Source organism: Pantoea sp. GW821-FHT03E06 (genome assembly GCF_059420725.1).
In genome coordinates, this window is sequence record NZ_JBWKUG010000001.1 from 2198036 (window position 1) to 2223444 (window position 25409).

At 50.9% G+C, this 25409-nt stretch carries 23 protein-coding genes and 2 tRNA genes; 13 read left to right on the top strand and 12 right to left on the bottom strand.

Annotated features, from left to right (window positions below; genetic code table 11):
• Positions 1–7 precede the first annotated feature (7 nt).
• The 4 genes from AC07WB_RS10225 to rssA form a co-directional block, all read right to left on the bottom strand.
• Positions 8–1351 carry a UDP-glucose dehydrogenase family protein gene (locus AC07WB_RS10225; RefSeq protein WP_097097176.1) on the bottom strand — a complete coding sequence of 448 codons (1344 nt, stop codon included), beginning with the start codon at positions 1349–1351 and terminating at the stop codon, positions 8–10.
• A 23-nt stretch (positions 1352–1374) separates the two neighbouring features.
• Positions 1375–2283, bottom strand: a complete 909-nt coding sequence (galU, locus tag AC07WB_RS10230; RefSeq protein ID WP_007892362.1) for a UTP--glucose-1-phosphate uridylyltransferase GalU — start codon at positions 2281–2283, stop codon at positions 1375–1377.
• 193 nt (positions 2284–2476) lie between these two features.
• Positions 2477–3493, bottom strand: coding sequence for a two-component system response regulator RssB (gene rssB, locus AC07WB_RS10235; protein ID WP_097097175.1), 1017 nt, complete (start codon positions 3491–3493; stop codon positions 2477–2479).
• Between the two features lie 102 nt (positions 3494–3595).
• Complete coding sequence (rssA, locus tag AC07WB_RS10240) at positions 3596–4501, bottom strand: patatin-like phospholipase RssA (RefSeq protein ID WP_097097174.1); 906 nt, start codon at positions 4499–4501, stop codon at positions 3596–3598.
• A gap of 96 nt (positions 4502–4597) precedes the next feature.
• Between rssA and AC07WB_RS10245 the strand changes: the two genes are divergently transcribed.
• The 5 genes from AC07WB_RS10245 to xthA all read left to right on the top strand — a co-directional run bounded on the left by AC07WB_RS10245 (position 4598) and on the right by xthA (position 7238).
• Positions 4598–5053 carry a YchJ family protein gene (locus AC07WB_RS10245; protein WP_097097173.1) on the top strand — a complete coding sequence of 152 codons (456 nt, stop codon included), beginning with the start codon at positions 4598–4600 and terminating at the stop codon, positions 5051–5053.
• A 57-nt stretch (positions 5054–5110) separates the two neighbouring features.
• On the top strand, positions 5111–5959 hold the full coding sequence (purU, locus tag AC07WB_RS10250) for a formyltetrahydrofolate deformylase (RefSeq protein ID WP_097097172.1): 849 nt from the start codon (positions 5111–5113) through the stop codon (positions 5957–5959).
• 144 nt (positions 5960–6103) lie between these two features.
• Positions 6104–6188 (top strand) — tRNA-Tyr (locus AC07WB_RS10255).
• A gap of 40 nt (positions 6189–6228) precedes the next feature.
• Positions 6229–6313 (top strand) — tRNA-Tyr (locus tag AC07WB_RS10260).
• A 118-nt stretch (positions 6314–6431) separates the two neighbouring features.
• A complete protein-coding gene (gene xthA / locus AC07WB_RS10265; protein ID WP_345829564.1) occupies positions 6432–7238 on the top strand; it encodes an exodeoxyribonuclease III in 807 nt (268 codons plus the stop codon).
• A 33-nt stretch (positions 7239–7271) separates the two neighbouring features.
• Here xthA and AC07WB_RS10270 read toward each other — a convergent pair whose 3' ends face one another.
• From AC07WB_RS10270 to AC07WB_RS10285, 4 genes are all read right to left on the bottom strand, one after another.
• Positions 7272–7568, bottom strand: coding sequence for a YnjH family protein (locus tag AC07WB_RS10270; RefSeq protein ID WP_097097170.1), 297 nt, complete (start codon positions 7566–7568; stop codon positions 7272–7274).
• Complete coding sequence (locus AC07WB_RS10275; RefSeq protein ID WP_494940449.1) at positions 7568–9490, bottom strand: DNA topoisomerase III; 1923 nt, start codon at positions 9488–9490, stop codon at positions 7568–7570. The genes AC07WB_RS10270 and AC07WB_RS10275 overlap by 1 nt, the downstream gene beginning before the upstream one ends.
• 21 nt (positions 9491–9511) lie before the next feature.
• Complete coding sequence (gene selD, locus AC07WB_RS10280) at positions 9512–10555, bottom strand: selenide, water dikinase SelD (protein ID WP_097097168.1); 1044 nt, start codon at positions 10553–10555, stop codon at positions 9512–9514.
• 153 nt (positions 10556–10708) lie between these two features.
• A complete protein-coding gene (locus AC07WB_RS10285; protein ID WP_097097167.1) occupies positions 10709–11260 on the bottom strand; it encodes an NAD(P)H nitroreductase in 552 nt (183 codons plus the stop codon).
• 169 nt (positions 11261–11429) lie between these two features.
• Between AC07WB_RS10285 and sppA the strand changes: the two genes are divergently transcribed.
• The 3 genes from sppA to pncA all read left to right on the top strand — a co-directional run bounded on the left by sppA (position 11430) and on the right by pncA (position 15012).
• On the top strand, positions 11430–13289 hold the full coding sequence (gene sppA, locus AC07WB_RS10290; protein ID WP_097097166.1) for a signal peptide peptidase SppA: 1860 nt from the start codon (positions 11430–11432) through the stop codon (positions 13287–13289).
• 85 nt (positions 13290–13374) lie between these two features.
• Positions 13375–14388 carry an asparaginase gene (ansA, locus tag AC07WB_RS10295; RefSeq protein WP_097097165.1) on the top strand — a complete coding sequence of 338 codons (1014 nt, stop codon included), beginning with the start codon at positions 13375–13377 and terminating at the stop codon, positions 14386–14388.
• A gap of 15 nt (positions 14389–14403) precedes the next feature.
• Positions 14404–15012 (top strand): bifunctional nicotinamidase/pyrazinamidase, encoded by a 609-nt coding sequence (gene pncA, locus AC07WB_RS10300; RefSeq protein WP_097097164.1) that lies wholly within the window; start codon positions 14404–14406, stop codon positions 15010–15012.
• A gap of 35 nt (positions 15013–15047) precedes the next feature.
• Here the strand turns inward: pncA and AC07WB_RS10305 are convergent, their stop codons facing one another.
• Both AC07WB_RS10305 and msrB read right to left on the bottom strand, forming a co-directional pair.
• The gene (locus tag AC07WB_RS10305; RefSeq protein ID WP_097097163.1) at positions 15048–15329 is read right to left on the bottom strand and encodes a YeaC family protein; all 282 of its coding nucleotides are present in this window, start codon (positions 15327–15329) and stop codon (positions 15048–15050) included.
• Between the two features lie 2 nt (positions 15330–15331).
• A complete protein-coding gene (gene msrB, locus AC07WB_RS10310) occupies positions 15332–15742 on the bottom strand; it encodes a peptide-methionine (R)-S-oxide reductase MsrB (protein WP_097097162.1) in 411 nt (136 codons plus the stop codon).
• Between the two features lie 338 nt (positions 15743–16080).
• Here msrB and gapA point away from each other — a divergent pair, with 338 nt between their 5' ends.
• Positions 16081–17079 carry a glyceraldehyde-3-phosphate dehydrogenase gene (gapA, locus tag AC07WB_RS10315; protein ID WP_007889697.1) on the top strand — a complete coding sequence of 333 codons (999 nt, stop codon included), beginning with the start codon at positions 16081–16083 and terminating at the stop codon, positions 17077–17079.
• A 74-nt stretch (positions 17080–17153) separates the two neighbouring features.
• Positions 17154–18026 (top strand): D-hexose-6-phosphate mutarotase, encoded by an 873-nt coding sequence (locus tag AC07WB_RS10320; RefSeq protein ID WP_097097161.1) that lies wholly within the window; start codon positions 17154–17156, stop codon positions 18024–18026.
• Between the two features lie 12 nt (positions 18027–18038).
• On the opposite strand, the gene AC07WB_RS10325 is transcribed toward AC07WB_RS10320, so the two are convergent.
• Positions 18039–18887: an aldo/keto reductase gene (locus AC07WB_RS10325; RefSeq protein WP_097097160.1), complete on the bottom strand. Its 849-nt coding sequence runs from the start codon at positions 18885–18887 to the stop codon at positions 18039–18041.
• Positions 18888–18970: 83 nt separating this feature from the next.
• Positions 18971–19720 carry a MipA/OmpV family protein gene (locus tag AC07WB_RS10330; protein ID WP_097097159.1) on the bottom strand — a complete coding sequence of 250 codons (750 nt, stop codon included), beginning with the start codon at positions 19718–19720 and terminating at the stop codon, positions 18971–18973.
• Positions 19721–20127: 407 nt separating this feature from the next.
• On the opposite strand from AC07WB_RS10330, the gene yeaG reads away from it, so the two are divergent.
• The 3 genes from yeaG (at position 20128) to AC07WB_RS10345 (ending at position 25386) form a co-directional block, all read left to right on the top strand.
• Positions 20128–22062: a protein kinase YeaG gene (gene yeaG, locus AC07WB_RS10335; protein ID WP_097097158.1), complete on the top strand. Its 1935-nt coding sequence runs from the start codon at positions 20128–20130 to the stop codon at positions 22060–22062.
• Positions 22063–22152: 90 nt separating this feature from the next.
• Positions 22153–23427 carry a YeaH/YhbH family protein gene (locus AC07WB_RS10340; RefSeq protein WP_097097157.1) on the top strand — a complete coding sequence of 425 codons (1275 nt, stop codon included), beginning with the start codon at positions 22153–22155 and terminating at the stop codon, positions 23425–23427.
• A gap of 231 nt (positions 23428–23658) precedes the next feature.
• Positions 23659–25386, top strand: coding sequence for a potassium/proton antiporter (locus tag AC07WB_RS10345; RefSeq protein WP_097097156.1), 1728 nt, complete (start codon positions 23659–23661; stop codon positions 25384–25386).
• Positions 25387–25409 lie beyond the last annotated feature (23 nt).

Sequence of the window (25409 nt, forward strand, 5' to 3'; positions counted from 1 at the left end):
TCATTATTTATTCTACGATTTGAATAGACGCTCCGCGGCCGATTGCATAGTACGTAAAGCCGCGCTTGTTGATACGCTCTGGATCATACAGGTTACGACCATCAAAAATCACGGGTTGTTTTAACGCGGTTTTGATGACATCGAAATCTGGTGCACGGAAGTTTTGCCATTCGGTGCAAATCACTAAGCCATCTGCTCCCTGTAGCGCAGCTTCCTTGGTGCCCATCAATTTCAGGTCATCACGATGGCCGTAAACGCGCTGAGCTTCATCCATCGCTTCCGGGTCAAATGCCTGAACTGTTGCGCCAGCTTCCCATAACGTTTCCATCAGCACACGGCTGGATGCTTCACGCATGTCGTCCGTATTAGGTTTGAACGCTAGTCCCCACAGAGCAAACGTTTTGCCGCGTAGATCGTCGCCAAAATGGCGCTTAATGAAAGTCGGCAGTTTGTTCTTCTGCGAGTCGTTAACGTCCTCAACGGCCTGCAGCAGGCGTGGAGTGTAACCGATTGATTCAGCAGTGCGAATCAGCGCCTGTACGTCTTTCGGGAAACACGAACCGCCATAGCCACAGCCAGGATAGATGAAGTGATAGCCGATACGTGAATCAGAACCAATCCCCTGACGCACTTTCTCAACGTCGGCTCCCAGACGCTCAGCCAGGTTTGAGATCTCATTCATAAAGCTGATTTTGGTGGCCAACATACAGTTCGCCGCGTACTTCGTCAGCTCTGCACTGCGAATATCCATCAAGATCATACGATCGTGGTTACGATTGAACGGCTCGTAAAGTTCACGCAGCAATTCAACAACTTCATCGTTGTCAGTACCAACCACGATGCGCTCCGGACGCATACAGTCATTAACTGCAGCACCTTCTTTGAGGAATTCCGGGTTAGAAACCACGTCAAAAGCAATATTTACATCGCGTTTCTGCAGGGTTTCAGTCATTACCGCACGAACCCGATCCGCAGTACCAACGGGCACAGTGGATTTGTCGATAACGACTTTATGATCGTTCATGTGCTGTGCAATGGTGCGCGCAACTGCGGTCACATATTTCAGATCGGCAGAGCCATCTTCATCGGGAGGCGTACCCACAGCGATGAATTGCATTACACCATGATTTACGCCCTCTTCCGCATTGGTGCTGAACTTCAGGCGACCAGACTCATAGTTTGACATTACGAGCGGCGTCAGGCCCGGTTCAAAGATCGGAATATGACCTTTCTTCAAGTTTTCGACTTTCTTTTCGTCGACATCAATACAGAGAACGTCATGTCCGACTTCGGCTAACACCGCAGCCTGAACCAGACCGACATAGCCGATACCAAATACAGTGACTTTCATTGAATTATCCTGTGTTTATTGAGTTACTTTTTATTGCCTACTGCGCCTTCAAGCCATTGGGTGAAATCTTTACCCAACACTGGATGACGAACGCCGTACTCAACAAAAGCCTGCATGTAACCCAGTTTGTTACCGCAGTCATGGCTTACACCGTTCAGGTGATAGGCTTCTACCGTCTCTTTTTCCATCAGCATAGCAATGGAGTCGGTCAACTGAACTTCGCCACCCGCACCTGGAGGTGTTTTAGCCAGCAGCGGCCAGATATCAGCAGATAACACATAGCGTCCAACCACAGCCAGGTTTGACGGGGCTTCAGAAGCTTTTGGCTTCTCAACGACGCCAACCATTGGTGCGCTCTGGCCTGGGGCAAGATCGGCACCCTGGCAGTCAACCACACCATAAGCGGTGACATCCGCAACCGGCTCAACCATGATCTGGCTACGACCACTCTCTTCATAACGAGTCAGCATCTCTGCCAGGTTGTCTTTGGTTGGATCAGATTCGTATTCATCAATGATTACGTCGGGCAGGATAACGGCGAAAGGTTCATCACCAATCAGTGGATGTGCACACATCACCGCGTGGCCCAAACCTTTAGCAATGCCCTGACGAACCTGCATGATGGTGACATGCGGTGGGCAGATAGATTGGATCTCATCCAACAGTTGGCGCTTAACACGTTTTTCCAGCATTGATTCCAATTCAAAACTGGTATCAAAGTGGTTTTCAATGGCGTTTTTAGAAGAGTGTGTAACCAGCACAATCTCATTAATGCCTGCTGCAATGCACTCATTCACGACATACTGGATCAACGGCTTATCGACAAGCGGTAACATCTCTTTTGGAATAGCTTTCGTCGCAGGCAGCATACGCGTACCAAGACCTGCAACAGGGATTACCGCTTTTTTTACTTTAGTCTTATAGGCAGACATCTAAATACCTCTCTTAATAGGCCGTTCAAGTTAATACTTGATATGTCGGTTTAAAAACGAAATGAGTATACCAGTTACTATCAGACGGATTTATCCTGGATGGAGTTAATCCGCGGAATTTAAGACTATTACCCAAGTGTAAAGCCTGCCCCTGGTCCTGTCTTCAACCCGCGAAAAATTTTAATCCGATGGGTTATTCTTCCGCTGATAGCATCAGGCGAAGCCTCCCACCGGCGCCCCAGATATGACACTGCCAGGCATCGGCACGTTGGCTGATTTGGTTGAGATGTGTGCTACCCATAGTACCAAGCGGCACACCATTACTGAGTTGAATTTGATGAGTATTAATATGCAAAGTCGCATTAAGCCCAGCTGAAACCAGAATCAGATTCTTAAGCTGACGATGATAATAGCCAACTAATAGCGGGAATTGTCCGCTCAAATTGGCCTGCCGCAACAACATGTTAACCTGACGTAATAATCCATTAAGCTCTGGCAATCGCTGTTTCTGACCGGATAATTGTTCCTGTAGCAAGCCATTAAATAACGCCCGCAATAAAAGTGCGGCCAGAACCCCGTTGTCACCTGCCCTGGTAACATCAAGACAGTAGAAAGCAAGATCGTTATCAGACAGTGCCGCAATATCCAGCACTAAACCCGGCTGTTCTGCCATCGTCAACTGACGGTAGTTAATGCGGCAATTGGCGATCGTTTGCTGCACGGGTGGTTGCAACTGTTTTAGCAGCTTGGAGGCGGCAAGGGGATCGCTGACTAACGCATCCCAATCCTGGAAAAGCTGCTCGTCCTCCTCGACTTTCGACGTGAACATCGAGGGATAAAGGCACTCAAAAACCGCCTCTCTGAAGCGCTCAAGGTTTTTTAGCGGCTTAAGGAGCACATCTTGTACCCCCAGTCGCAGCACATGGGCAATGTCGGCCATATTTTGCGTTGCCGAGATAATCAGTATGGGGACGTTATTGCCGCGGCTGCGAATACGCTCAACAAACGGAATGCCGCCCATACGCGGCATTTCAAGATCGCAGACAACCAAATCCACCGACTGCGCGGATAATAGTGTTAAGCCATCGAGACCATCACCTGCTGCTAATGTGCTGGCGCCCAAGTTGGTCAATAAGTTGTCAATTAATGAACGGAAAACGACCTCATCTTCGACAATGAGAATCTTTTTGCCGATTAGCGGTTTCTCCATTCTCTCCCCCTGCGTACCAGATAATTCAATAGTGGTTCATAAAATGCAGTTGCGCCTTTCAGAATTGGCTGAAGTAGCAACACCTGTGAATGAACAACCTGACTATCTGCTACGGACCAGCGGTAATAGTTCATCCATTTTTTTCTCAACGGCGGCCTTGCCAGCCGCGATGGCTTCTTCTGCACGATGAAAGTCCAATGTGGAAATTTGAGGACAAAACGGCTGAATCAGCACATCCGGCGGGTCGCCCGCCATGCGGTTACGTTTCAGGCGATTTTCCAGTACCTGGATGGACGTAGACATAATCTCCATCGCACCCGGCGTTTGAGTAGCTCGGCGTTGCGTCAAACCCACAATGCGCTGACGCAATTTTTTTCCCCAACTCAGCGCTTCAACTGCCGCCGCTTCTTCACCGCTTTGCGGTGTCACTGAAAGTAAATCTTGCTGCATCAGGTGTGCGTCATGCTGGAGATCCACAGCAATAACGATGTCGGCACCTAGCGCGCGGGTTAATGAGATGGGTACGGGATTCACTACTGCACCATCCACCAACCAATATCCATTGTAAGCGATAGGTGGTAGTAAGCCTGGCATACTACAGGACGCACGCACAGCCTGATGTAAATCTCCCTCCGTTAACCACACCTCTCTTCCCGTACTGAGATTGGTTGCCACAACGCCAAAAGGTTTATCGCATCCATCAATTAACTCGTTTGGGATGAGTTGCCGGATATGGCTAAAAACCCGATCCCCCCGCAGCAAACCACCGCGCTGCCACGAGAGATCCATTAGACGGATGACATCCCAATAGCGGAATGCGCTCACCCATTTTTCCATCACACCCAGCCGGCCATTCACATAGGCTGAGCCAACCAACGCGCCGACGGAACAACCCGCCACAACATCGATTTCAATGCCTGCTCGTTCTAACGCATTAATAACACCAATGTGTGCCCAACCTTTAGCGGCACCTGAACCCAGTGCCAGCCCGATCCTTACTTTTCTCATCTCACCTCGTGATTGGCTTGTTGCGTAGCATCACGCCTGACAGTCGGCTACCATAGCGCACGCTTTAATTTACTTTAATCACTTCCAGGAGATGACGTGTCTGAAAAGTGCCCTTGCTGCAGCGGAAAGGAGTATAGCTTATGTTGTCAGCCCTTTCTGATTGGACAAGCGAACCCATTAAGTGCTGAGCAATTAATGCGCTCACGCTACACCGCCTATGTTGTTAAAAATGCTGCCTGGCTGGCTGCAACCTGGCACTCCAGTAAACGGGTGGCGGATCTCGAGACGTTATTATCCGAAAGTTTTTCCGGTACTGAATGGCTGGGTTTGAATGTAACTTGTTGTAATCAAGGAAGCCATGAGAATGAAGCCTTCGTAACGTTTTTTGCGCGATACCTCGAAAAAGGCCGTACTTCGGCGATCTATGAATGTTCACGCTTTCTTCGCGAGGATCAACGCTGGTACTATGTAGACGGAACAACACCTGAGTTGGGACGTAACGATCGCTGTCCTTGTGGCTCCGATAAAAAATACAAAAAATGTTGTGGCTAATCTGGACAGATACACAACGGCTTTACCATTCATCGCTTTGACAGGACTCTGATCGAGATGCAAGCGCAAACCATCCAACGAAAAGTATTACGTACCATTTGCCCAGATGCGAAAGGTCTGATCGCCAAAATTACTAATATTTGCTACAAGCACGAGCTCAATATTGTGCAAAATAATGAGTTCGTCGATCACCGTACCGGGCGCTTTTTCATGCGCACTGAGCTGGAAGGTATTTTCAACGACAACACCTTGCTGGCCGATCTTGATGGTGCACTGCCAGCAGGATCAGTGCGTGAATTACAGAGCGCAGGCCGTCGTCGTGTTGTCATTCTGGTCACCAAAGAGGCACATTGCCTGGGCGATTTGCTGATGAAAAGCGCTTTTGGCGGTCTCGATATGGAGATTGCGGCGGTCATTGGTAACCATGAAACGCTGCGCTCGTTGGTCGAACGCTTCGATATTCCGTTTGTGATGGTGAGTCATGAAGGCCACACGCGCGAAGAACACGATAACCGTATGGCAGACGAAATTGACCGCTATCAGCCGGATTACGTGGTGCTGGCCAAATACATGCGCGTATTAACACCGGCCTTCGTGCAGCGCTACCCTAATCAGATCATCAATATTCACCACTCCTTCTTGCCGGCTTTCATCGGCGCACGTCCGTATCATCAGGCGTATGAGCGCGGCGTGAAAATCATCGGCGCAACCGCGCACTATGTGAACGATAACCTTGATGAAGGTCCAATCATCATGCAGGACGTTATCAACGTCGATCACAGCTATACCGCAGAAGAGATGATGCGTGCTGGACGTGATGTAGAGAAGAATGTATTGAGCCGCGCACTGTATAAAGTGCTGGGTCAGCGCGTGTTCGTTTACGGTAACCGCACGATCATTCTTTAACCGCTTTGGCGCTGAACTGCACAACTCTTCAGCGCCACGCATAAAAAGTGGGCAAACGATTTTTATTTTCAGTGACGGTGCTTTACAGGCTGAGCGCATTTGGTATGATGCGCCCCGCTTTAAGAGGCAATGATTCAGGCCAGTGGTGGGATTCCCGAGCGGCCAAAGGGAGCAGACTGTAAATCTGCCGTCACAGACTTCGAAGGTTCGAATCCTTCTCCCACCACCATCTGAATCGTCTCCCTGAAGCCACAATATGTAACATCCCTGGTGGGATTCCCGAGCGGCCAAAGGGAGCAGACTGTAAATCTGCCGTCACAGACTTCGAAGGTTCGAATCCTTCTCCCACCACCATCCAATGTCTTCCCTCCCTTTCGCTTTACTTGTTGATTTCTCCCGCTACGCACCATGACTTTTGCCGAAAAACTCGTTACCATCCCGACACTCTTTTGCGGATAAAAATGGCAGCGAAATGAAATTTGTCTCCTTCAACATCAACGGTTTGCGCGCACGCCCGCACCAATTAGAAGCATTAGTTGAACAGCATCAGCCAGATGTCATCGGCTTGCAGGAAACCAAAGTGCATGACGATATGTTCCCGCTCGAAGACGTTAGCAAACTGGGCTATCACGTGTTCTATCATGGGCAAAAAGGACATTATGGTGTCGCGCTGCTGACTAAAGCTGAACCAATTACCGTGAGTCGTGGTTTCCCAGGTGATGACGAAGAAGCACAGCGTCGTTTGATCATGGCGGAAATACCGAGTTCTATCGGTAATATTACCGTAATCAATGGTTATTTCCCTCAGGGTGAAAGTCGCGACCATCCGACCAAATTCCCGGCCAAAGAGAAGTTCTACCGCGATTTGCAAAACTATCTTGAGCAGCAGCTGGCCGTTGATAAACCGGTGTTAATCATGGGTGACATGAATATCAGCAGCACTGATTTTGACATCGGCATCGGTGAGGATAATCGCAAACGTTGGCTGCGTACCGGGAAATGTTCGTTCCTACCAGAAGAGCGGGAATGGATGGATCGCTTACTGCAGTGGGGGCTGGTTGATACCTGGCGCGATAAATTCCCAGCAACCAACGACCGTTTCTCATGGTTTGATTACCGTTCAAAAGGCTTCGATGATAACCGTGGACTGCGCATTGACTTGCTGTTAGCGAGCCAACCGTTGGCCTCGCGCTGTGTTGATAGTGGCATTGATTACGACATTCGCAGTATGGAAAAGCCGTCGGATCACGCACCGGTTTGGTCAACATTCAAGCTGTGATACAGCAGCGTGGCGTTTTTACGCCACGCGCTTTTATTTGATGATCTTCCAGATAAGCGGATTGGTGCCTATCGCTTTCTCATCACGTCCGCACTGGAGTAATACACCTTCCGCCTTTACTACCGCCCCTTCTGAATAGCTGCGGTTCTCATAGGTACAGCATTGCATGCAGTTGCTTTGCCGATTATTTTGTCCCTGTGTCCAGACTTCTGGCGGCATATCTACCACGACATCGGTATTTCCCATTCGATTATTTTCCGGCTGGCGATTAGCCAGCGCGGCAGTGCTGCATAACAGCAGTCCACTGAGCAATATCATTACATTCCGCATCACTCTGTCTCCTTGGTTTTGCGACGAGCCGTTTTCGGTTTGGCTTTCTTTTTTGGGCCAGGCGCTGTCAATCCGCGAAAGGCCTGTAACGAGGGACGCTGGCGCGCTTCACCAATCAGCCCAATCAAGGTGCTGACCAGCGGCTGCATAAACTCATCATATCGGCAGGCTTTTTCACTGATGCGTGTCAGTGTGGACTCCCATTGCGCCGTCATATCCGGACGGGCAGCCATTTCAGGCAACGCATGAATCAGCGCCCTACCAGCCTCCGTTGAATGAATATAGCGTCCATTTTTTACCAGGAAAGTGCGGCGGAACAGTAATTCTATAATGCCTGCACGCGTAGCTTCCGTACCTAAACCATCGGTCGCACGCAGAACTTTCTTTAATTCTTTATCCTGAACAAAACGCGCTATGCCTGTCATTGCCGATAACAAGGTCGCATCGGTGAACGGACGCGGCGGCTGCGTTTGCTTTGCCAGCACTTCACCACGCTCACACAGCAGTTCATCGCCTTTGCTGACTACCGGCAGCGGCGTGCCATCGTTCTCTTCATCACGCTCTTTGCTGCCTAACAGTGCACGCCAACCTGCCTCAGCCAAAAAGCGTGCTTTGGCAATGAATTTTCCTCCGCCGATGTCGAGATCGATAACGCATTTGCGAAAGATCGCATCCGGACAAAACTGCATAAGATACTGACGCGCGATTAACCCATAAATGCTGGCTTCATTTTCCGTAAGATTCACTTTGCTGGCGCGAGCGGTGGGGATAATCGCGTGGTGAGCATCCACTTTTTTATCGTCCCAGCAGCGATTCTTCTGGTCAGGATTAAAATCAGCGGGTGGCGTTAAATTGGGCTGATGTGCCTGTATGGCGTTCAATACCGCATGACGCCCAGCAAAGTGCTCATCAGGCAGATAGCGGCTGTCAGATCGCGGATAAGTGATCAGCTTGTGAGTCTCATACAGCCGCTGGCAGCAATCTAATACGGTCTGCGCGCTGAGCCCGAAACGCTTACCTGCTTCAATTTGCAGGCCTGAAAGTGAAAACGGCAGCGGCGCAGTATCCGATTCGCGCTTATCGTTATAGCCGGTGACCAGCGCAGGTTTGCCGTTAATACGCTCCAGCACGTGATCCGCCAGCGGTCGATGTAACAATCGCCCCTCTTCATCCTGCCAAGGCTCGCAGGCATCACTCGGCACCCAGCTGGCAACAAAGCGTTCGTCTTTTGGCGTGACGATGTGTGCTTTGACTTCGAAGTAATCCTTCGGGATAAAGTTCTCAATCTCTTCATCGCGACGCACCACCAAGCCCAGCACCGGCGTTTGTACACGCCCGACTGACAGCACGCCATCGTAACCGGCATTACGCCCCAGCAAGGTCCATGCGCGGGTCATATTGATGCCATACAACCAGTCGGCACGTGCGCGCGCCAATGCCGACACGCACAACGGAATAAATTCACGATTTTCACGCAAGCGCCCGACGGCACGTTCTACTGCCGAAGGGTTGAGGTCGTTAATCAGGCAACGCTGTACCGTTTGGCGTTTTTCTGGCGCGAGTTGCAGGTAATCCAGCACCTCATCCACCAGCAGTTGGCCTTCACGGTCGGGGTCTCCCGCATGCACCACAACGCTGGCTTGCTGCAGCAATCCTTCGATCACTTTCAGCTGCTTCGCTACCGAAGGACGCGGCTGTAAGCGCCACTTATCAGGAATGATCGGCAGATCGGCCAGATTCCAGCGCGCATAGCGGCTGTCGTAACTATCGGGCTGCGCCTGCTCCAAAAGGTGCCCAACACACCAGGTCACAACCTGGTCATTCCCGCAGGCAATATAACCATCACCACGACGATGCGGTTTCGGCAACACGTCGGCAATCGCACGCGCTAAGCTAGGTTTTTCAGCAATAAACAAACGCATGGATGGCGTCGTTCCTTAACATCAGGTAATTACGGTAATCAGAGGATGATCTGCGTTGGCGGCAAACAACTCGCCTATTAGCGCGGCAGTGACACCTGCTTCTGTCGCGCAACGCTGAAACTCTTCTACGGCGTCATGTTGAACCGCGACTAACAGACCGCCGGAAGTTTGCGGATCGCAAAGCAGTGCGCGTGTTGCATCATCAAGAGGAGAAATAGATGCACCGTAGCTGGCAAAATTACGGCTGGTGCCACCCGGTACCGCACCCGCAGCGATGTAGTCATCTACGCCCGCCAGTCGCGGCACATTCTTTGCTATCAGCTCAGCACGCAGCCCTGAACCCTGGCAGATTTCACTCAAATGCCCCAGCAAGCCAAAACCCGTCACATCGGTCATGGCACTGACGCCATCAAGTTTGGCAAAGTCTGCGCCGGCGTTGTTGAGCTGGCACATCACCTCAGCCGCTAAGGATTGATGCTCTGAACGCAACAGGCCTTTTTTCTCAGCGGTAGTCAGAATGCCAATCCCTAACGGCTTGGTAAGGAATAGCTGACATCCTGCCTGTGCCGCACTGTTCTTTTTCACTCTTGCCACATCAACAATGCCGGTAACGGCCAGACCAAAGATAGGTTCTGGCGCATCAATCGAATGACCACCAGCCAGCGCGATTCCCGCGGCCTGACAAGCGGCGCGGCCACCTTCGACCACCTGTTGCGCCACCTCCGGACTCAGCACATTCACGGGCCAGCCTAGAATGGCGATCGCCATGATCGGTTTCCCGCCCATGGCATAGATATCGCTGATGGCATTGGTGGCGGCGATACGGCCAAAGGTAAAGGGATCGTCGACGATCGGCATAAAGAAATCCGTGGTGCTGACCACCGCTGTACCATTGCCAAGATCGTACACTGCGGCATCATCACGCGTTTCATTACCGACCAGCAGTTGCGGATCGTGAAATGGGCTCAGCTCACTGTGGAGAATGGTTTCCAATACCTGCGGCGAAATTTTGCAGCCGCATCCAGCACCATGGCTGTACTGCGTTAAACGGAGTGATTCACTCATGGCGAGGTCCTTATGCGCTAAACAGAAGGCGCTATGTTAGCCTGGCTGCAAGCTGGTGGTAAGTGCTGCGCGGCCTAACCTCGATCTTTCGCACAGGCTGTGTGCAATCTCTGTAACAGCGCATAACGTGCCGCATAAACTCGCCGCTGTCTGTCAGAAATAACTGACAAACCGTGCAGTGTCAGGCGCCACAACCGTGGTGTTGGCTTTCAACTGCGGCGTACCCAGATAGAGAAAACCAACAATCGCATCCTGCTCACGGCAGCTAAACGCTTCACGAACGAGTGGATGATCGGTCCATGGCCCGCTACGCCAGATGCCGTTAAAGCCTTGCGCGACAGCAGCCATCTGCATCGCCATTACCGCGCAACTGGCAGAGGCCAACTGTTCCCAATGCGGTACTTTGGCATTCTCTTCACAATGCGCCACTACAGTGATGATCATCGGCGCGCGGAATGGCGCCGAAGCCGCTTTGTCGATGGCTTTTTGCTCTAAGTTGCTATCGCGTGCGGCTTGTTCCAGCACGTTGCTAAAGCGATCGCGCCCTTCATTTTCAACAATAATGAAGCGCCATGGCTGCAGCGTGCCGTGATCCGGCGCGCGCATGGCGGCGTGCAGAATATTTTGCAGGGCTTCACCCGTTGGAGCCGGTTCTGCCAGGCGTGAGGCCGAGCGACGATTCACTAATAAATCCAATGCATCCATTATTCTTCTCCCATGAATAAAAAGCGTGGCCTAATCCTGGCACAGCACGATCTTTTGTAACAGTCTGGCGCGATTTCCTGCTGACTTTTCGCACGCCGCTCTTTAGGATGAACGCGACATCGGGGCTGACCGCGTGCTGGCTGCCCTGTTACGTGAATATGGAGAGTTTATGCGCACACTGTGGCGAATTATTTCCGGTCTGTTCCGCTGGAGCTGGCGGGTACTGAATTTTATTCGGGAATTTATTCTTAATTTATTTCTTATTGTATTGATTCTGGCAGGCGTCGGGATTTGGATGCAAGTTTCCAGTTCAAGCAGTAATGAACCGGTCCAGCAAGGTGCACTGAAAATCGATCTGAGCGGTGTTCTGGTCGACAAACCTTCCGTCAGTAATCGTCTAAGCCGCATCAGCCGCCAGCTGTTGGGCGCGAATAGCGATCGTTTGCAGGAAAACTCTCTGTTTGATGTGGTTGATGCGATCCGCCAGGCGAAGACGGATAAAAACATCACTGGCATCGTGCTTGAACTGCGTGACTTTGCCGGCGGCGATCAGCCTTCCCTGCAATATGTTGGTAAAGCGCTGCGTGAATTCCGCGATGCTGGCAAACCGATTTATGCTGTGGGCGATAGCTATAGCCAGGCACAATATTATATTGCCAGCTACGCCAACAAAGTTTATCTCTCGCCGCAAGGTACGGTGGATCTGCACGGTTTTGCCACCAATGGCCTTTATTACAAAACGCTGCTGGATAAATTAAAAGTCAGTTCACATGTTTTCCGCGTCGGAACCTATAAATCTGCCGTTGAGCCATTCCTGCGCGACGATATGTCACCCGAAGCGCGCGATGCCGACGGTCGCTGGGTTGGTCAGCTTTGGCAGAACTACCTGAATACGGTGGCGGCTAACCGCCAGATCACAACCGACCAATTGTTCCCAGGCGCAGCGGGCATTATTAGCGGCCTGCAAGCCGTTCAGGGCGATTCAGCGAAATATGCGCTGAATAATAAGTTAGTGGATGTACTTGATACGCGCGCAGCCGCCGATCAGGAGCTGGTCAAAACCTTTGGCTGGGATAAAGCGAATAACGATTATCGAAGCGTGAGCATTTACGACTATACCGTTAAACAACCGCCTCAGAATCAGGATGGCAACATTGCGGTTATCCTCGCCAGCGGCGCCATTATGGACGGTGAAGAGAGTGCCGGAAATGTCGGTGGTGATACCACTGCATCTCAGATTCGTGATGCGCGACTCGATCCAAAAATCAAAGCCATCGTACTGCGCGTCAATAGTCCTGGCGGCAGCGTTACCGCCTCCGAGGCAATACGTGAAGAGCTGGCTGCGGCGCACGACGCCGGTAAACCGGTGGTCGTTTCGATGGGCGGTATGGCGGCATCTGGCGGCTACTGGATTTCAACACCGGCTGATTACATTGTGGCGGCACCGAGCACCCTGACCGGTTCCATCGGTATCTTCGGCGTGATTAACACCGTTGAAAACAGCCTTAGCGCCATTGGCGTGCATACAGATGGTGTTGCCACCTCACCGCTGGCAGATATGGCCACGACTAAAGCGCTGCCGACTGAAGTACAACAGTTGATGCAGCTGACGATTGAGAATGGCTATCGTAATTTCGTTGGATTAGTGGCGGCATCACGGCATAAAACACCCGAGCAAATTAACGCCATTGCGCAGGGCCACGTATGGACCGGAAGTGATGCCAAAGCCAATGGGTTGGTTGATGCGTTGGGCGACTTTGATGATGCCGTGGCAAAAGCCGCTGAGTTGGCTAAGGTCGGCAAACCACAGCTGAGCTGGTATCAGGATGATCCGGGTATGATTGATCTGCTGTTAAATCAGATGAACGCCTCGGTACAAGCCGTTTTACCCGCCGCCCTTAAGGTTTGGCTCCCTGCTCCAATGCTCGATGTGATGAGCGCTGTGAAAGAACAACCGGGATTGCTTAATAACCTTAACGATCCGCAAAACCGCTACGCTTTCTGCCTAAACTGCGGCAACGTACGCTAATCTTTACAGCCCGGCCGCTGGTCGGGCTGCTTTTCGTTGGCAATCCCCTTATACTGCGCGTTTTACGGCAAGTCTGAGCTTCTTCATGCAAAAGAAAAATATCTATGTGGCCTACACGGGCGGCACCATCGGGATGCAGCGTTCGGCGCAGGGCTATATACCGGTATCCGGTCATCTCCAGCAGCAGCTAACTACGATGCCGGAGTTCCATCGACCTGAAATGCCCGATTTTACCATCCACGAATATCAGCCGCTGATGGACTCCTCGGATATGACGCCGCAGGATTGGCAATCGATTGCTAATGATATTAAGCAAAACTACGATCGCTATGATGGTTTTGTCATCCTGCATGGTACTGACACAATGGCCTTCACCGCGTCAGCCCTCTCATTCATGCTGGAGAACCTCGCCAAACCGGTCATTGTGACAGGTTCACAAATTCCATTGGCCGAATTGCGTTCTGACGGGCAACAAAATTTGCTCAATTCACTCTACGTTGCAGCAAATTATCCTATCAACGAAGTGGCCCTGTTCTTCAATAACACGCTGTTTCGTGGCAACCGAACCACCAAAGCGCACGCCGATGGCTTCAATGCCTTTGCTTCACCGAATCTGCCCCCCTTACTGGAAGCAGGGATTCATATAAAACGCCTGAATACGCCCGCAGCACCTCAAGGCCATGGTGAATTGATGGTGCACCCGATTACGCCGCAGCCGATTGGTGTTGTCACGATCTATCCCGGCATTTCTGCGGATGTGGTACGTAATTTCCTGCGTCAACCGGTGAAAGCGCTGATTTTGCGTTCTTATGGCGTGGGTAACGCACCACAGAATGCTGAATTCCTCGCAGAACTGCAGCAGGCCAGCGATCGTGGCATTGTCGTCGTGAACCTCACGCAATGTATGTCTGGCAAAGTGAATATGGGTGGTTATGCTACGGGTAATGCGTTAGAGCATGCCGGCGTCATCAGTGGTTTTGATCTCACGGTTGAAGCGACATTAACCAAACTGCATTTTTTGTTGAGCCAGAATCTTACCAGTTCGGAAATTCGTGCCAAAATGCAGCAGAATTTACGCGGCGAACTGACCGAAGATTAATACGGAGCGAAACTGATGAAACGGGCATTGATAATTATCGATATTCAAAACGATTTTTGCCCCGGCGGCCCAATGGCGGTTCGTGATGGTGATCAAACCGTGGCGGTAGCGAATCGCTTTGCGCGAGAGTTTCATGACCGGGGCGAGTGCGTCGTGGCCTTGCAGGATTGGCATCCTGCCAATCATGGCAGTTTTGCCTCCATTTCAGGTGAACCCGTTTACACGCTAGGTGAGTTAAACGGATTAGCGCAAATCTGGTGGCCGGATCACGGCATTGAAAACACTCCAGGCGCGGATTTCCATCCTCAACTTGATCGCGCATTGATTGATGCGGTATTCCACAAAGGTGGTGATGTCGAAGTCGATAGCTACAGCGCTTTTTTCGATAACGGACATCGACGCAAAACAGAACTCGACAACTGGCTGCGTGAGCGAGGCATCAGCGATTTAGTGATGTTAGGTCTTGCTACCGATTACTGCGTCAAGTACAGCGTGCTGGATGCGTTAGAACTGGGCTACAACGTCGAGGTCGTTAAAGAAGGCTGCCGCGGTGTGAACCTGAATCCGGATGATAGCGATATTGCGTTCGCGCAGATGGAAGCGCAAGGTGCGGTATTAATCTGAAAATGTGGGCTGGAGCAACCAGCCCTTTTTTATTTTTAGTGCAGGTTGATGCGCGTGACATCGGGCTCGATACCGAAATCTTCTTTAAGCTGTTTCTTCGACTTCATCACCATATCCCCACCTTTACTGATGGTCATATGTTGCGGATCGTCATTGTGGCGTGCCTGCCACAGCATGACCAGCTGCAGGCAGTTATCTTTCTGCTCTTGCGTCAGCGCGACGCCGTCCGGCCATTTGCCCGTTTCAACTGCCGTAGATAAACGCGCATACACTTCCGGCGTCATTGCCGCCAGCATCGCTTCCAGTTCCTGTTTCATGCTTAACCCTCTTGCTGATTGCCCTGCTCATCAGTGAAATTCAACGAGGCGGAGTTTACGCAATAGCGCTCGCCGCTTGGTTGAGGGCCGTCCGGGAATACATGCCCAAGATGAGCATCGCAATTACCACAGCGAATTTCGACGCGGTGCATACCATGCGTATCGTCTTCCAGATAGCGAATAGCTTCATCACTATAAGGTTGATAGAAGCTTGGCCAGCCACAGCCTGAATCGTACTTCGTTTCGGAGAGGAACAGCGGCGAATTACAAACTAAGCAGTGGTAAATTCCTTCCTGCTTGTTGTGCAGCAACGCGCCCGAAAAAGGGGGCTCCGTTCCACGATGCTGAGTAACATAGCGCTGCATTTCGGATAGCTGCGCGATTTTTGCCTCGGGTGCGGTGTCTTTAGCCATTTTATCTTCCGGAGTGTCATTCTGAAAAAATCGACTAGTATTCTAACAAACGTACAACATCTATCGGGTCTTTTTTCGTGCTAACGCTTCTGACATCTCGGCAAGAGCACGATTTTGTGATGGGGATCACCCTTTGCAAAACTCATCCCTTTTCAGCCTGCATTCGGCGTAACATAGGCGCGCAATAAGGGTGCTGCGTAAGCGATTGCGCAACGAATTATTCCTGGTGTCGGAATTGACCTGTCGCAACAATTGACACGATTCCGCTTGACGCCTGGTAAGGTTTTTGTAATTTTACAGCCAACCTTTTATTCACTAACAAATAGCTGGTGGAATATATGACTATCAAAGTAGGTATCAACGGTTTTGGCCGTATCGGTCGCATCGTTTTCCGTGCTGCACAGCAGCGTTCTGACATCGAAATCGTCGCGATCAACGATCTGCTCGACGCCGATTACATGGCTTATATGCTGAAGTACGACTCTACTCACGGTCGTTTTGACGGCACTGTAGAAGTTAAAGACGGTGCGCTGATTGTTAACGGTAAGAAAATCCGTGTTACTGCTGAGAAAGACCCGGCTAACCTGAAGTGGGACGAAGTGGGTGTTGACGTTGTTGCTGAAGCGACCGGTATCTTCCTGACCGACGAAACTGCACGTAAACACATCACCGCTGGTGCGAAGAAAGTAGTTCTGACGGGTCCATCTAAAGACAGCACCCCAATGTTCGTGCGTGGCGCTAACTTTGACAAATATGCCGGCCAGGACATCGTTTCTAACGCATCTTGCACCACCAACTGCCTGGCACCGCTGGCTAAAGTTATCAACGATAACTTCGGCATCGTTGAAGGTCTGATGACCACCGTTCATGCAACCACCGCTACGCAGAAAACTGTTGATGGCCCGTCTCATAAAGACTGGCGCGGCGGCCGCGGCGCAGCACAGAACATCATCCCATCTTCTACCGGTGCGGCTAAAGCAGTAGGCGTAGTTCTGCCAGAACTGAACGGCAAACTGACCGGTATGGCATTCCGCGTTCCAACGCCAAACGTGTCTGTTGTTGACCTGACTGTTCGCCTGGAAAAACCAGCGACCTACAAAGAAATTTGTGCAGTGATCAAAGCTGAGTCAGAAGGCAAAATGAAAGGCGTGTTGGGCTACATCGAAGATGACGTCGTTTCTACCGATTTCAACGGCGAAACTCTGACTTCAGTATTCGATGCTAAAGCGGGTATCGCTCTGAACGACAACTTTGTGAAACTGGTTTCCTGGTACGATAACGAAACAGGTTACTCACACAAAGTTCTGGACCTGATTGCACTGGTTGCTTCTAAGTAAGCAAAGCGGTGAAACAGACAAGGGGTGACTTCGGTCACCCCTTTTTTTCGACTGGATGAAGAGAAGGTCTGACAATGCAAGATACGCTATATACCCTTCCGGTAGTGAATCAAATCACCCCCTATCTGTCACAGCGTCAGCAAGGTGATTTACCGATTCTGGTGGTAAGCCATCCAAAAGTCCGCGCGGCCATTGCGCTGCAGGGCGCACATCTCCTTTCATGGCAGCCGAGTGGACAACAACCGGTAATTTGGCTCAGTGAAAAGACACCATTTACTGCCGGTAAAGCGATTCGTGGTGGCGTGCCGATCTGCTGGCCATGGTTTGGTCCAGCAGGCGAACCGGCGCATGGCTTCGCGCGCAATATGCCGTGGACGTTGACTGCGCATGACGAAAACGATGATGCCGTCATGCTGACTTTTACGCTGGAAAGCAACGCACAGACCAAAAAACTGTGGCCGCATGACTTTACTCTGCTCGCTCGCTTCCGCATCGCAGAGCACTGTGAAATTGAGCTGGAAGCATATGGTGACTATGAAGCGACAGCCGCGCTGCACAGCTATTTTCAGGTTGCCGATATTGCGCAAGTGGAAGTCAGTGGCTTAGGAAAGAGCTTTATCGATAAAGTTAACGATAATTCGATTGGGGAATCCGATGGCAAACAGACCTATCCCAATCGAGTGGATCGTGTCCATACTGCCGCAGATGATTGTAGTGTAATCCATGATAGAGCGGGTAAACGTCAGATTGAAGTTTATCACCATTATCAAAGTGACGTTGTCACGTGGAATCCCGGTCCTGAACTATCCTGCAGCATGGGCGACATGGCCAATGAGGGATATAAAACCATGGTATGTGTTGAAACGGCACGGATTAGTAAGCCATTAAAAAGTGCAGGTGAATCTCCTGCTCGCCTGAGCGCCACCCTTCGGGTCGTCAACAAATAAACTTCTGCAGGGCTATACGATATCCAGCGCTGTTTTACTCTGCGGCGCTGGAAACACCCCATCAATAATCGTGAGTTCTTCCTGACTGAGATGAATACTTAGCGCGGCAGCATTCTGTCGCACATGATCTTCACTGCTGGCTTTAGGGATCGCTAAAATACCCTCCATGCGAATGATCCACGCCAGCATTAATTGTGCCACGCTAATGCTCTTCTGTTGTGCAATTTGCTGCAGATGCGCATTCTCGAACAGCGCCTCTCTTAAGCGTCCCGCCTGCGCTAACGGACAATACGCCATGATTGGCATGCCACGGCGTTGGCATTCAGGCAGCAAATCATACTCAATGCCCCGGGAGGCTAAATGATAAAGCACCTGATTAGTTAAGCAGGCTTTGCCGCCTGGCTCATTCCACAGTTCCAGCATGTCGGCACTGTCGAAATTGGATACGCCCCAATGACGAATCTTACCTTGCTGCTGCAATGATTCCATCGCACGCAGGGTTTCTTCTAAAGGCACATTACCGCGCCAGTGTAATAGGTAGAGATCGAGGTAATCGGTTTGCAGACGGCGAAGACTGCGCTCGCAAGCCTCAATGGCATCAACTTCCCCGGCATTCCATGGATAAACTTTTGACACCAGCCAGGCTTGATTGCGACGCCCGCGCAGCGCTTCACCAACTACCTCCTCCGCACCCCCTTCGGCATACATCTCGGCGGTATCAATAACTTTTAATCCGAGTTCCAGCCCCGCCTGTAGCGCGGCAATTTCCTGACGGCGCTGAGCAACATTCTCGCCCATGTACCACGTTCCCTGCCCAATTGCAGGAATGGCGGCTTCGCCGGGAAACGTTATGGTTTTCATCACTCCTCCTCCGCTCCATTACGGGGCTCATTATTGGTGCAATGTAAGAAAAACGCCTCATTATGAGGCGTCAACTTTGCTTATCAGAAGGTATAACTAATGCCGGTCCAGAGGGTGAACTGCCCCTCTTTATTGACCATTGGACTGTCTTTAATTTCGCTGTCAAAGCGCGTATAGCGACCGGATAAGCTGGCATTCCAGCTATCAGTAATTTGATAGCTGGCGTTCATTTCCACATAAGGCGACCAACTGTCATCTGGGTGATATTCAGCGATGCCAGTACGGGTACTTTCGTGTGATGAAACACCATAGTAATAGCGGTTCTGATTGGCACTGTTCCATATCGCACCGATACCCGGCGTCAGACTCAATGCGCCAAAATCGAAACGATAAAGATAGGTAAGATCCCACAGCATACCATTGCTGTTATTGAGTACATCGCCGAGCAGCGCGGTACGCACAATCCCCCAATCGGCGACGTGACGATAAGTAGCACCTGCCATCAGCGTCATGCGACGCTTATCGAGCGCTTTCATGTCGCCTAAATCGTTATCTTTAGGATCATACTCCTGAGGCGAACCCAGTACGGTTAGCGAGAGCTGATTCTGTGGGTCTTTCCACAAGTAATAGCCGCCTTGCAGACTGTGGAACCAGAAGTTTTCACCTTCATAATTAATCACAGGAATCGGCAGATAGCGGTCTTGTCCCCCCTTATAAGGAGACTGGGCATAAATGACCGAAGCCCCAAGAGTTAAGGTTTCTGCATGAGTGGCGAACGCCACAAAATAACAAGGAACAACAAGAGCAAGCGCTTTAAGTTTGAATTGGTTCACAATTTATTCAGTCCATTAATATAACAATCACACGTAGAGTCTAACCAAATTTTTGCTATCGGTTAACGTTTAATGATGCTCTGGAGGCGGCGCGGAGGAATTATCTGAGCCGCCTCCTTGCTATCCATGCTTAGGTTGATTGTCTCAGTGCTTATGAGACTTTGTTATTGATATATCGCTGATTAAGGTTAAAAGTGGCAGCAGGTTTTCTGATTGCCTTCTACAGTTAAATGTAAGACGAGACTTTTTGTACGAGCAGAGTAACCGAAATAATTGTGTATCCCGATAAAAAAACGTCAGGTTGGCATAAGGGTTGCTGTACTCATTAAAGAATATCTTCCGGGAGCTGCTATAACCTTTAATTACGCTCCTTTACCTGTGCTAAAAACGAAAGGACGGGCATCGCTATGAATATATTCGATCACTATCGTCAGCGTTATGAAGCTGCCAAGGATGAAGAATTCTCACTACAGGAATTCCTCGCCATCTGTAAACAGGATCGTAGTGCATACGCCAACGCTGCCGAACGACTCTTAATGGCCATCGGTGAGCCGGTGATGGTTGACACTGCGCAAGAGCCACGCCTTTCCAGAATTTTCTCCAATCGCGTCATGGGACGCTACCCTGCCTTTGAAGAGTTTTACGGGATGGAAGAAGCGATTGAGCAAATCGTCTCCTACCTGAAACACGCTGCGCAGGGTCTGGAAGAGAAGAAACAGATTCTCTACTTATTGGGCCCAGTTGGCGGCGGTAAATCGTCGCTGGCTGAACGACTGAAAGCGCTGATGCAGCGAGTGCCGATTTACGTGTTAAGCGCGGATGGCGAACGCAGCCCGGTAAATGATCATCCGCTGTGCCTGTTCAACCCGCAGGAAGATGCCAATATCCTGGAAAAAGAGTATGGCGTACCGAGGCGTTATCTCGGCACCATCATGTCGCCTTGGGCAGCGAAGCGTCTGCATGAATACGGCGGTGATATCACTCGCTTTAAAGTGGTAAAAGTCTGGCCGTCAATTTTGGAACAGATTGCTATAGCTAAAACCGAGCCGGGTGACGAGAACAATCAGGACATCTCTGCGCTGGTTGGTAAAGTGGATATCCGCAAACTGGAAAATCACGCGCAGAACGATCCTGATGCCTACGGCTACTCAGGTGCATTGTGCCGCGCGAACCAGGGTGTGATGGAATTCGTTGAGATGTTTAAAGCGCCAATCAAAGTGCTACATCCGCTGCTGACCGCCACGCAGGAAGGTAACTATAACGGGACTGAGGGCATCTCTGCTCTGCCGTTTAATGGCATCATTCTGGCGCACTCCAATGAATCAGAATGGGTCACTTTCCGTAATAACAAAAACAATGAGGCGTTCCTTGACCGTGTTTACATTGTCAAAGTGCCTTACTGCTTACGCGTTTCTGAAGAGATTAAGATTTACAATAAGCTGTTGGATCACAGTGAGTTAACCACTGCTCCTTGCGCACCGGGAACGCTGGAAACGTTGGCCCGCTTCTCAATTCTGTCGCGCTTGAAAGAGCCGGAAAACTCCAGCATCTACTCAAAAATGCGCGTATATGATGGTGAAAGCCTGAAAGATACCGATCCAAAAGCGAAATCCTGGCAGGAGTATCATGATTACGCGGGCGTAGATGAAGGCATGAACGGGCTCTCTACGCGCTTCGCGTTTAAAATTCTGTCACGGGTGTTCAACTTTGACCATGCCGAAGTGGCGGCTAACCCGGTGCACCTGTTTTATGTGCTGGAACAGCAAATTGAGCGCGAACAGTTCCCGCAGGATCTGGCGGAGAAATACCTTGAGCATCTGAAAGGCTACCTGATTCCGAAATATGCCGAGTTTATTGGCAAAGAGATTCAAACCGCCTATCTGGAATCCTACTCTGAATACGGCCAGAACATTTTTGACCGCTACGTAACGTACGCTGACTTCTGGATTCAGGACCAGGAATATCGCGACCCTGATACCGGGCAGCTCTTCGACCGCGAGTCACTTAACGCCGAGCTGGAAAAGATCGAGAAACCTGCAGGGATCAGCAACCCGAAAGATTTCCGTAATGAGATTGTTAACTTTGTTTTGCGTGCCCGCGCGCAGAACAGCGGCCGCAATCCAAACTGGACCAGCTATGAAAAACTGCGCACGGTAATCGAGAAGAAAATGTTCTCGAATACCGAAGAGTTGCTGCCGGTGATTTCGTTTAATACCAAGACCTCGACGGACGAACAGAAAAAACACGATGATTTTGTCGATCGCATGATGGAAAAAGGCTATACCCGCAAGCAAGTACGCCTGCTGTGCGAGTGGTATCTGCGCGTGCGTAAATCGTCATAATCGTTACCTGTAAGCGATACGGCATCATGGTGCCGTAACATGAGGCCGGGTATCCCGGCCTGAGCTTGCAATGCAGTTTGGGGGAGTTTTATGGCCTATTTTATCGATCGGCGTCTGAACGGTAAGAATAAAAGCGCCGTTAATCGGCAGCGCTTTCTGCGCCGTTATAAGTCGCAAATCAAGCAATCGATCTCCGAGGCCATCAATAAGCGTTCGGTGACCGATGTCGAGAGCGGCGAATCGGTCTCGATTCCAATTGACGATATTAATGAACCGAGTTTCCATCAGGGTCGCGGCGGCAGTCGCCATCGCGTCCACCCAGGGAACGATCACTTCGTGCAGAACGACCGTATCGAGCGTCCACAAGGCGGCGGTGGCGGTGGAAGCGGCCAGGGCAACGCCAGTCAGGATGGTGAAGGCCAGGATGAATTCGTTTTCCAGATTTCTAAAGACGAATATCTCGATCTGTTATTTGAGGATCTTGCGCTGCCGAATCTGCGCAAGAATCAGCATCGTCAGCTAAATGAGTACAAAACGCACCGTGCTGGATTCACCTCAAACGGTGTGCCTGCCAACATCAGCGTGGTGCGTTCGCTGCAGAATTCGCTCGCTCGTCGGACGGCGATGACTGCGGGTAAACGTCGCATGCTGCATGAGCTGGAAGACACACTGAAAGAGGTGGAGAACAGCGAGCCGGCTCAATTGCTGGAAGAAGAGCGGTTACGCAAAGAGATCGCTGAATTGCGTGCGCGCATCGAGCGGGTGCCGTTTATTGATACCTTTGATCTGCGTTACAAAAACTTTGAAAAGCGGCCGGAACCCTCCAGCCAGGCAGTCATGTTCTGCTTGATGGACGTGTCAGGTTCGATGGATCAAGCGACTAAAGATATGGCGAAGCGCTTTTATATCCTGCTGTATCTGTTCCTGAGCCGAACCTATAAGAACGTTGACGTGGTATACATTCGCCACCACACGCAAGCGAAAGAAGTGGATGAACAGGAGTTCTTCTACTCGCAGGAAACCGGCGGCACCATCGTTTCAAGCGCACTTAAACTGATGGATGAGGTGGTGAAAGAGCGTTATGACCCGGCACAATGGAACATCTACGCGGCGCAAGCTTCGGATGGCGATAACTGGGCTGATGATTCTCCACTCTGTCACGAGATTTTAGCTAAACATATTCTGCCAGTAGTACGTTATTACAGCTACATCGAGATTACGCGCCGAGCTCATCAGACCTTATGGCGCGAGTACGAGCACCTGCAGGCGATGTTCGATAACTTTGCGATACAACATATTCGTGAGCCAGAAGACATCTACCCTGTATTTAGAGAACTTTTCCACAAACAGGCTGCTGAAGCCTAAGTTTATAAGCCGGTCACCGACCGGCTTTTTCTTTTCCGCGGCTACGCTCACTCCCCCTGAAAAACTGTGCTTTTTTCATACGAATTTAACCTTATATGGGATGCCGACCCGCAGAATGAAAAAAAGTGCAATTAAGCGCTGACAAGCTATTGATAAGGCATTATCTTTTCAGCTTGTCTGTGTGAATCCCCCCGCAGTTTGTTTTTTTGGTCCCGCCGCAGGAGAACGCCGTTGAATACCAGCATGATTTACAGTTTGTTCATTATTGGTTCCGTGCTGGTTGCAGCAAGTATTTTGCTGAGTTCATTCTCTTCACGCCTTGGCATTCCCATTCTGGTCATCTTCCTTGCGCTCGGCATGCTGGCCGGAATTGATGGCATTGGTGGTATTGCCTTCGACAACTACCCGGTTGCCTATCTGGTTTCTAACCTTGCGTTAGCTATCATCCTGCTGGACGGCGGTATGCGTACCAAAGCCTCCTCGTTGAAGGTGGCTCTTGGACCGGCGCTATCGCTGGCGACCGTCGGCGTGATGATCACCGCCGGTTTAACCGGCGTCGCTGCCGCGTGGTTATTCAAACTTGATTTAATGCAGGGCTTCCTGATTGGGGCGATTATCGGTTCCACTGATGCCGCCGCGGTGTTTTCGCTTTTAGGCGATAAAGGTCTCAACGAGCGCGTGAGCTCTACGCTGGAAATCGAATCCGGCAGCAACGACCCGATGGCGGTGTTTCTTACCATCACGCTGATCGACATGATTCAGCAGGGCCAATCCGGTCTGAGCTGGATGTTCGTGGTGCATCTGGTACAGCAATTCGGTTTAGGCATCGTATTAGGCCTTGGTGGCGGCTGGGCGCTGCAGCAGTTAATTAATCGTATTAATCTCGCGCAAGGTTTGTATCCACTGCTGGCGGTAAGCGGTGGCATCATCGTCTTTGCGCTAACCACCGTCATGGAAGGCAGCGGCATTCTGGCGGTTTATTTGTGCGGTTTCCTGCTGGGTAACAGCCCCATTCGCAACCGCCACGGTATTTTGCAAACCTTTGATGGCATGGCCTGGCTGAGCCAAATTGGCATGTTCATTGTGCTGGGCTTGCTGGTGACGCCGTCCGACTTATGGCACATCGCTGTGCCGGCGATGATTCTCTCCTTGTGGCTAATTTTAGTCGCGCGCCCCCTTTCCATTCTGGTTGGTCTTCTGCCCTTCAAAGGCTTCACCGGACGCGAACGCATCTTTATCAGTTGGGTTGGCCTACGCGGCGCCGTACCGATTATCCTCGCGGTATTCCCGATGATGGCTGGATTAGAAAATGCCAAACTCTACTTCAACATCGCCTTCTTTGTCGTGCTGGTGTCGCTGATGCTGCAAGGTACGTCACTGGGCTATGCCGCTAAACGTGCAAAAGTTGTGGTACCGCCAACCGCATCGCCAATCAGCCGGGTTGGGCTGGATATCCATCCTGAGAATCCCTGGGAGCAATTCATTTATCAATTGAGCGCGGACAAATGGTGTGTGGGAGCAGCGCTGCGTGATTTGCAGATGCCGCGAGAAACACGAATTGCTGCCCTGTTCCGCGATAACGCACTGATGCACCCGAATGGTAATACGCGGCTAAAAGAGGGTGATGTACTCTGCGTTATTGGTCGTGAACGTGATTTACCTGCCCTTGGCAAAATGTTCAGCCAATCGCCGCCGGTGGCGCTGGATCAGCGCTTCTTTGGTGATTTTATTCTGGATGCAGACGCTCGCCTGCGCGATGTGGCGCAAATATACGGGCTCGAGTTGGATGAGCAGACGAACGATCAACAGTCGCTGGGTCAGCTGGTGATGAGCCTGCTGGGCAGCACACCGGTGGTTGGCGATCAGGTCGAGTGGAACCAACTCACCTGGACCGTGGCCGAAAAAGAAGATAATCAGATCGTCAAAATTGGCGTGCGCGTAATGGAAGAGAAGGAATAATCCGAGCTCTTAACGCTCGTAAA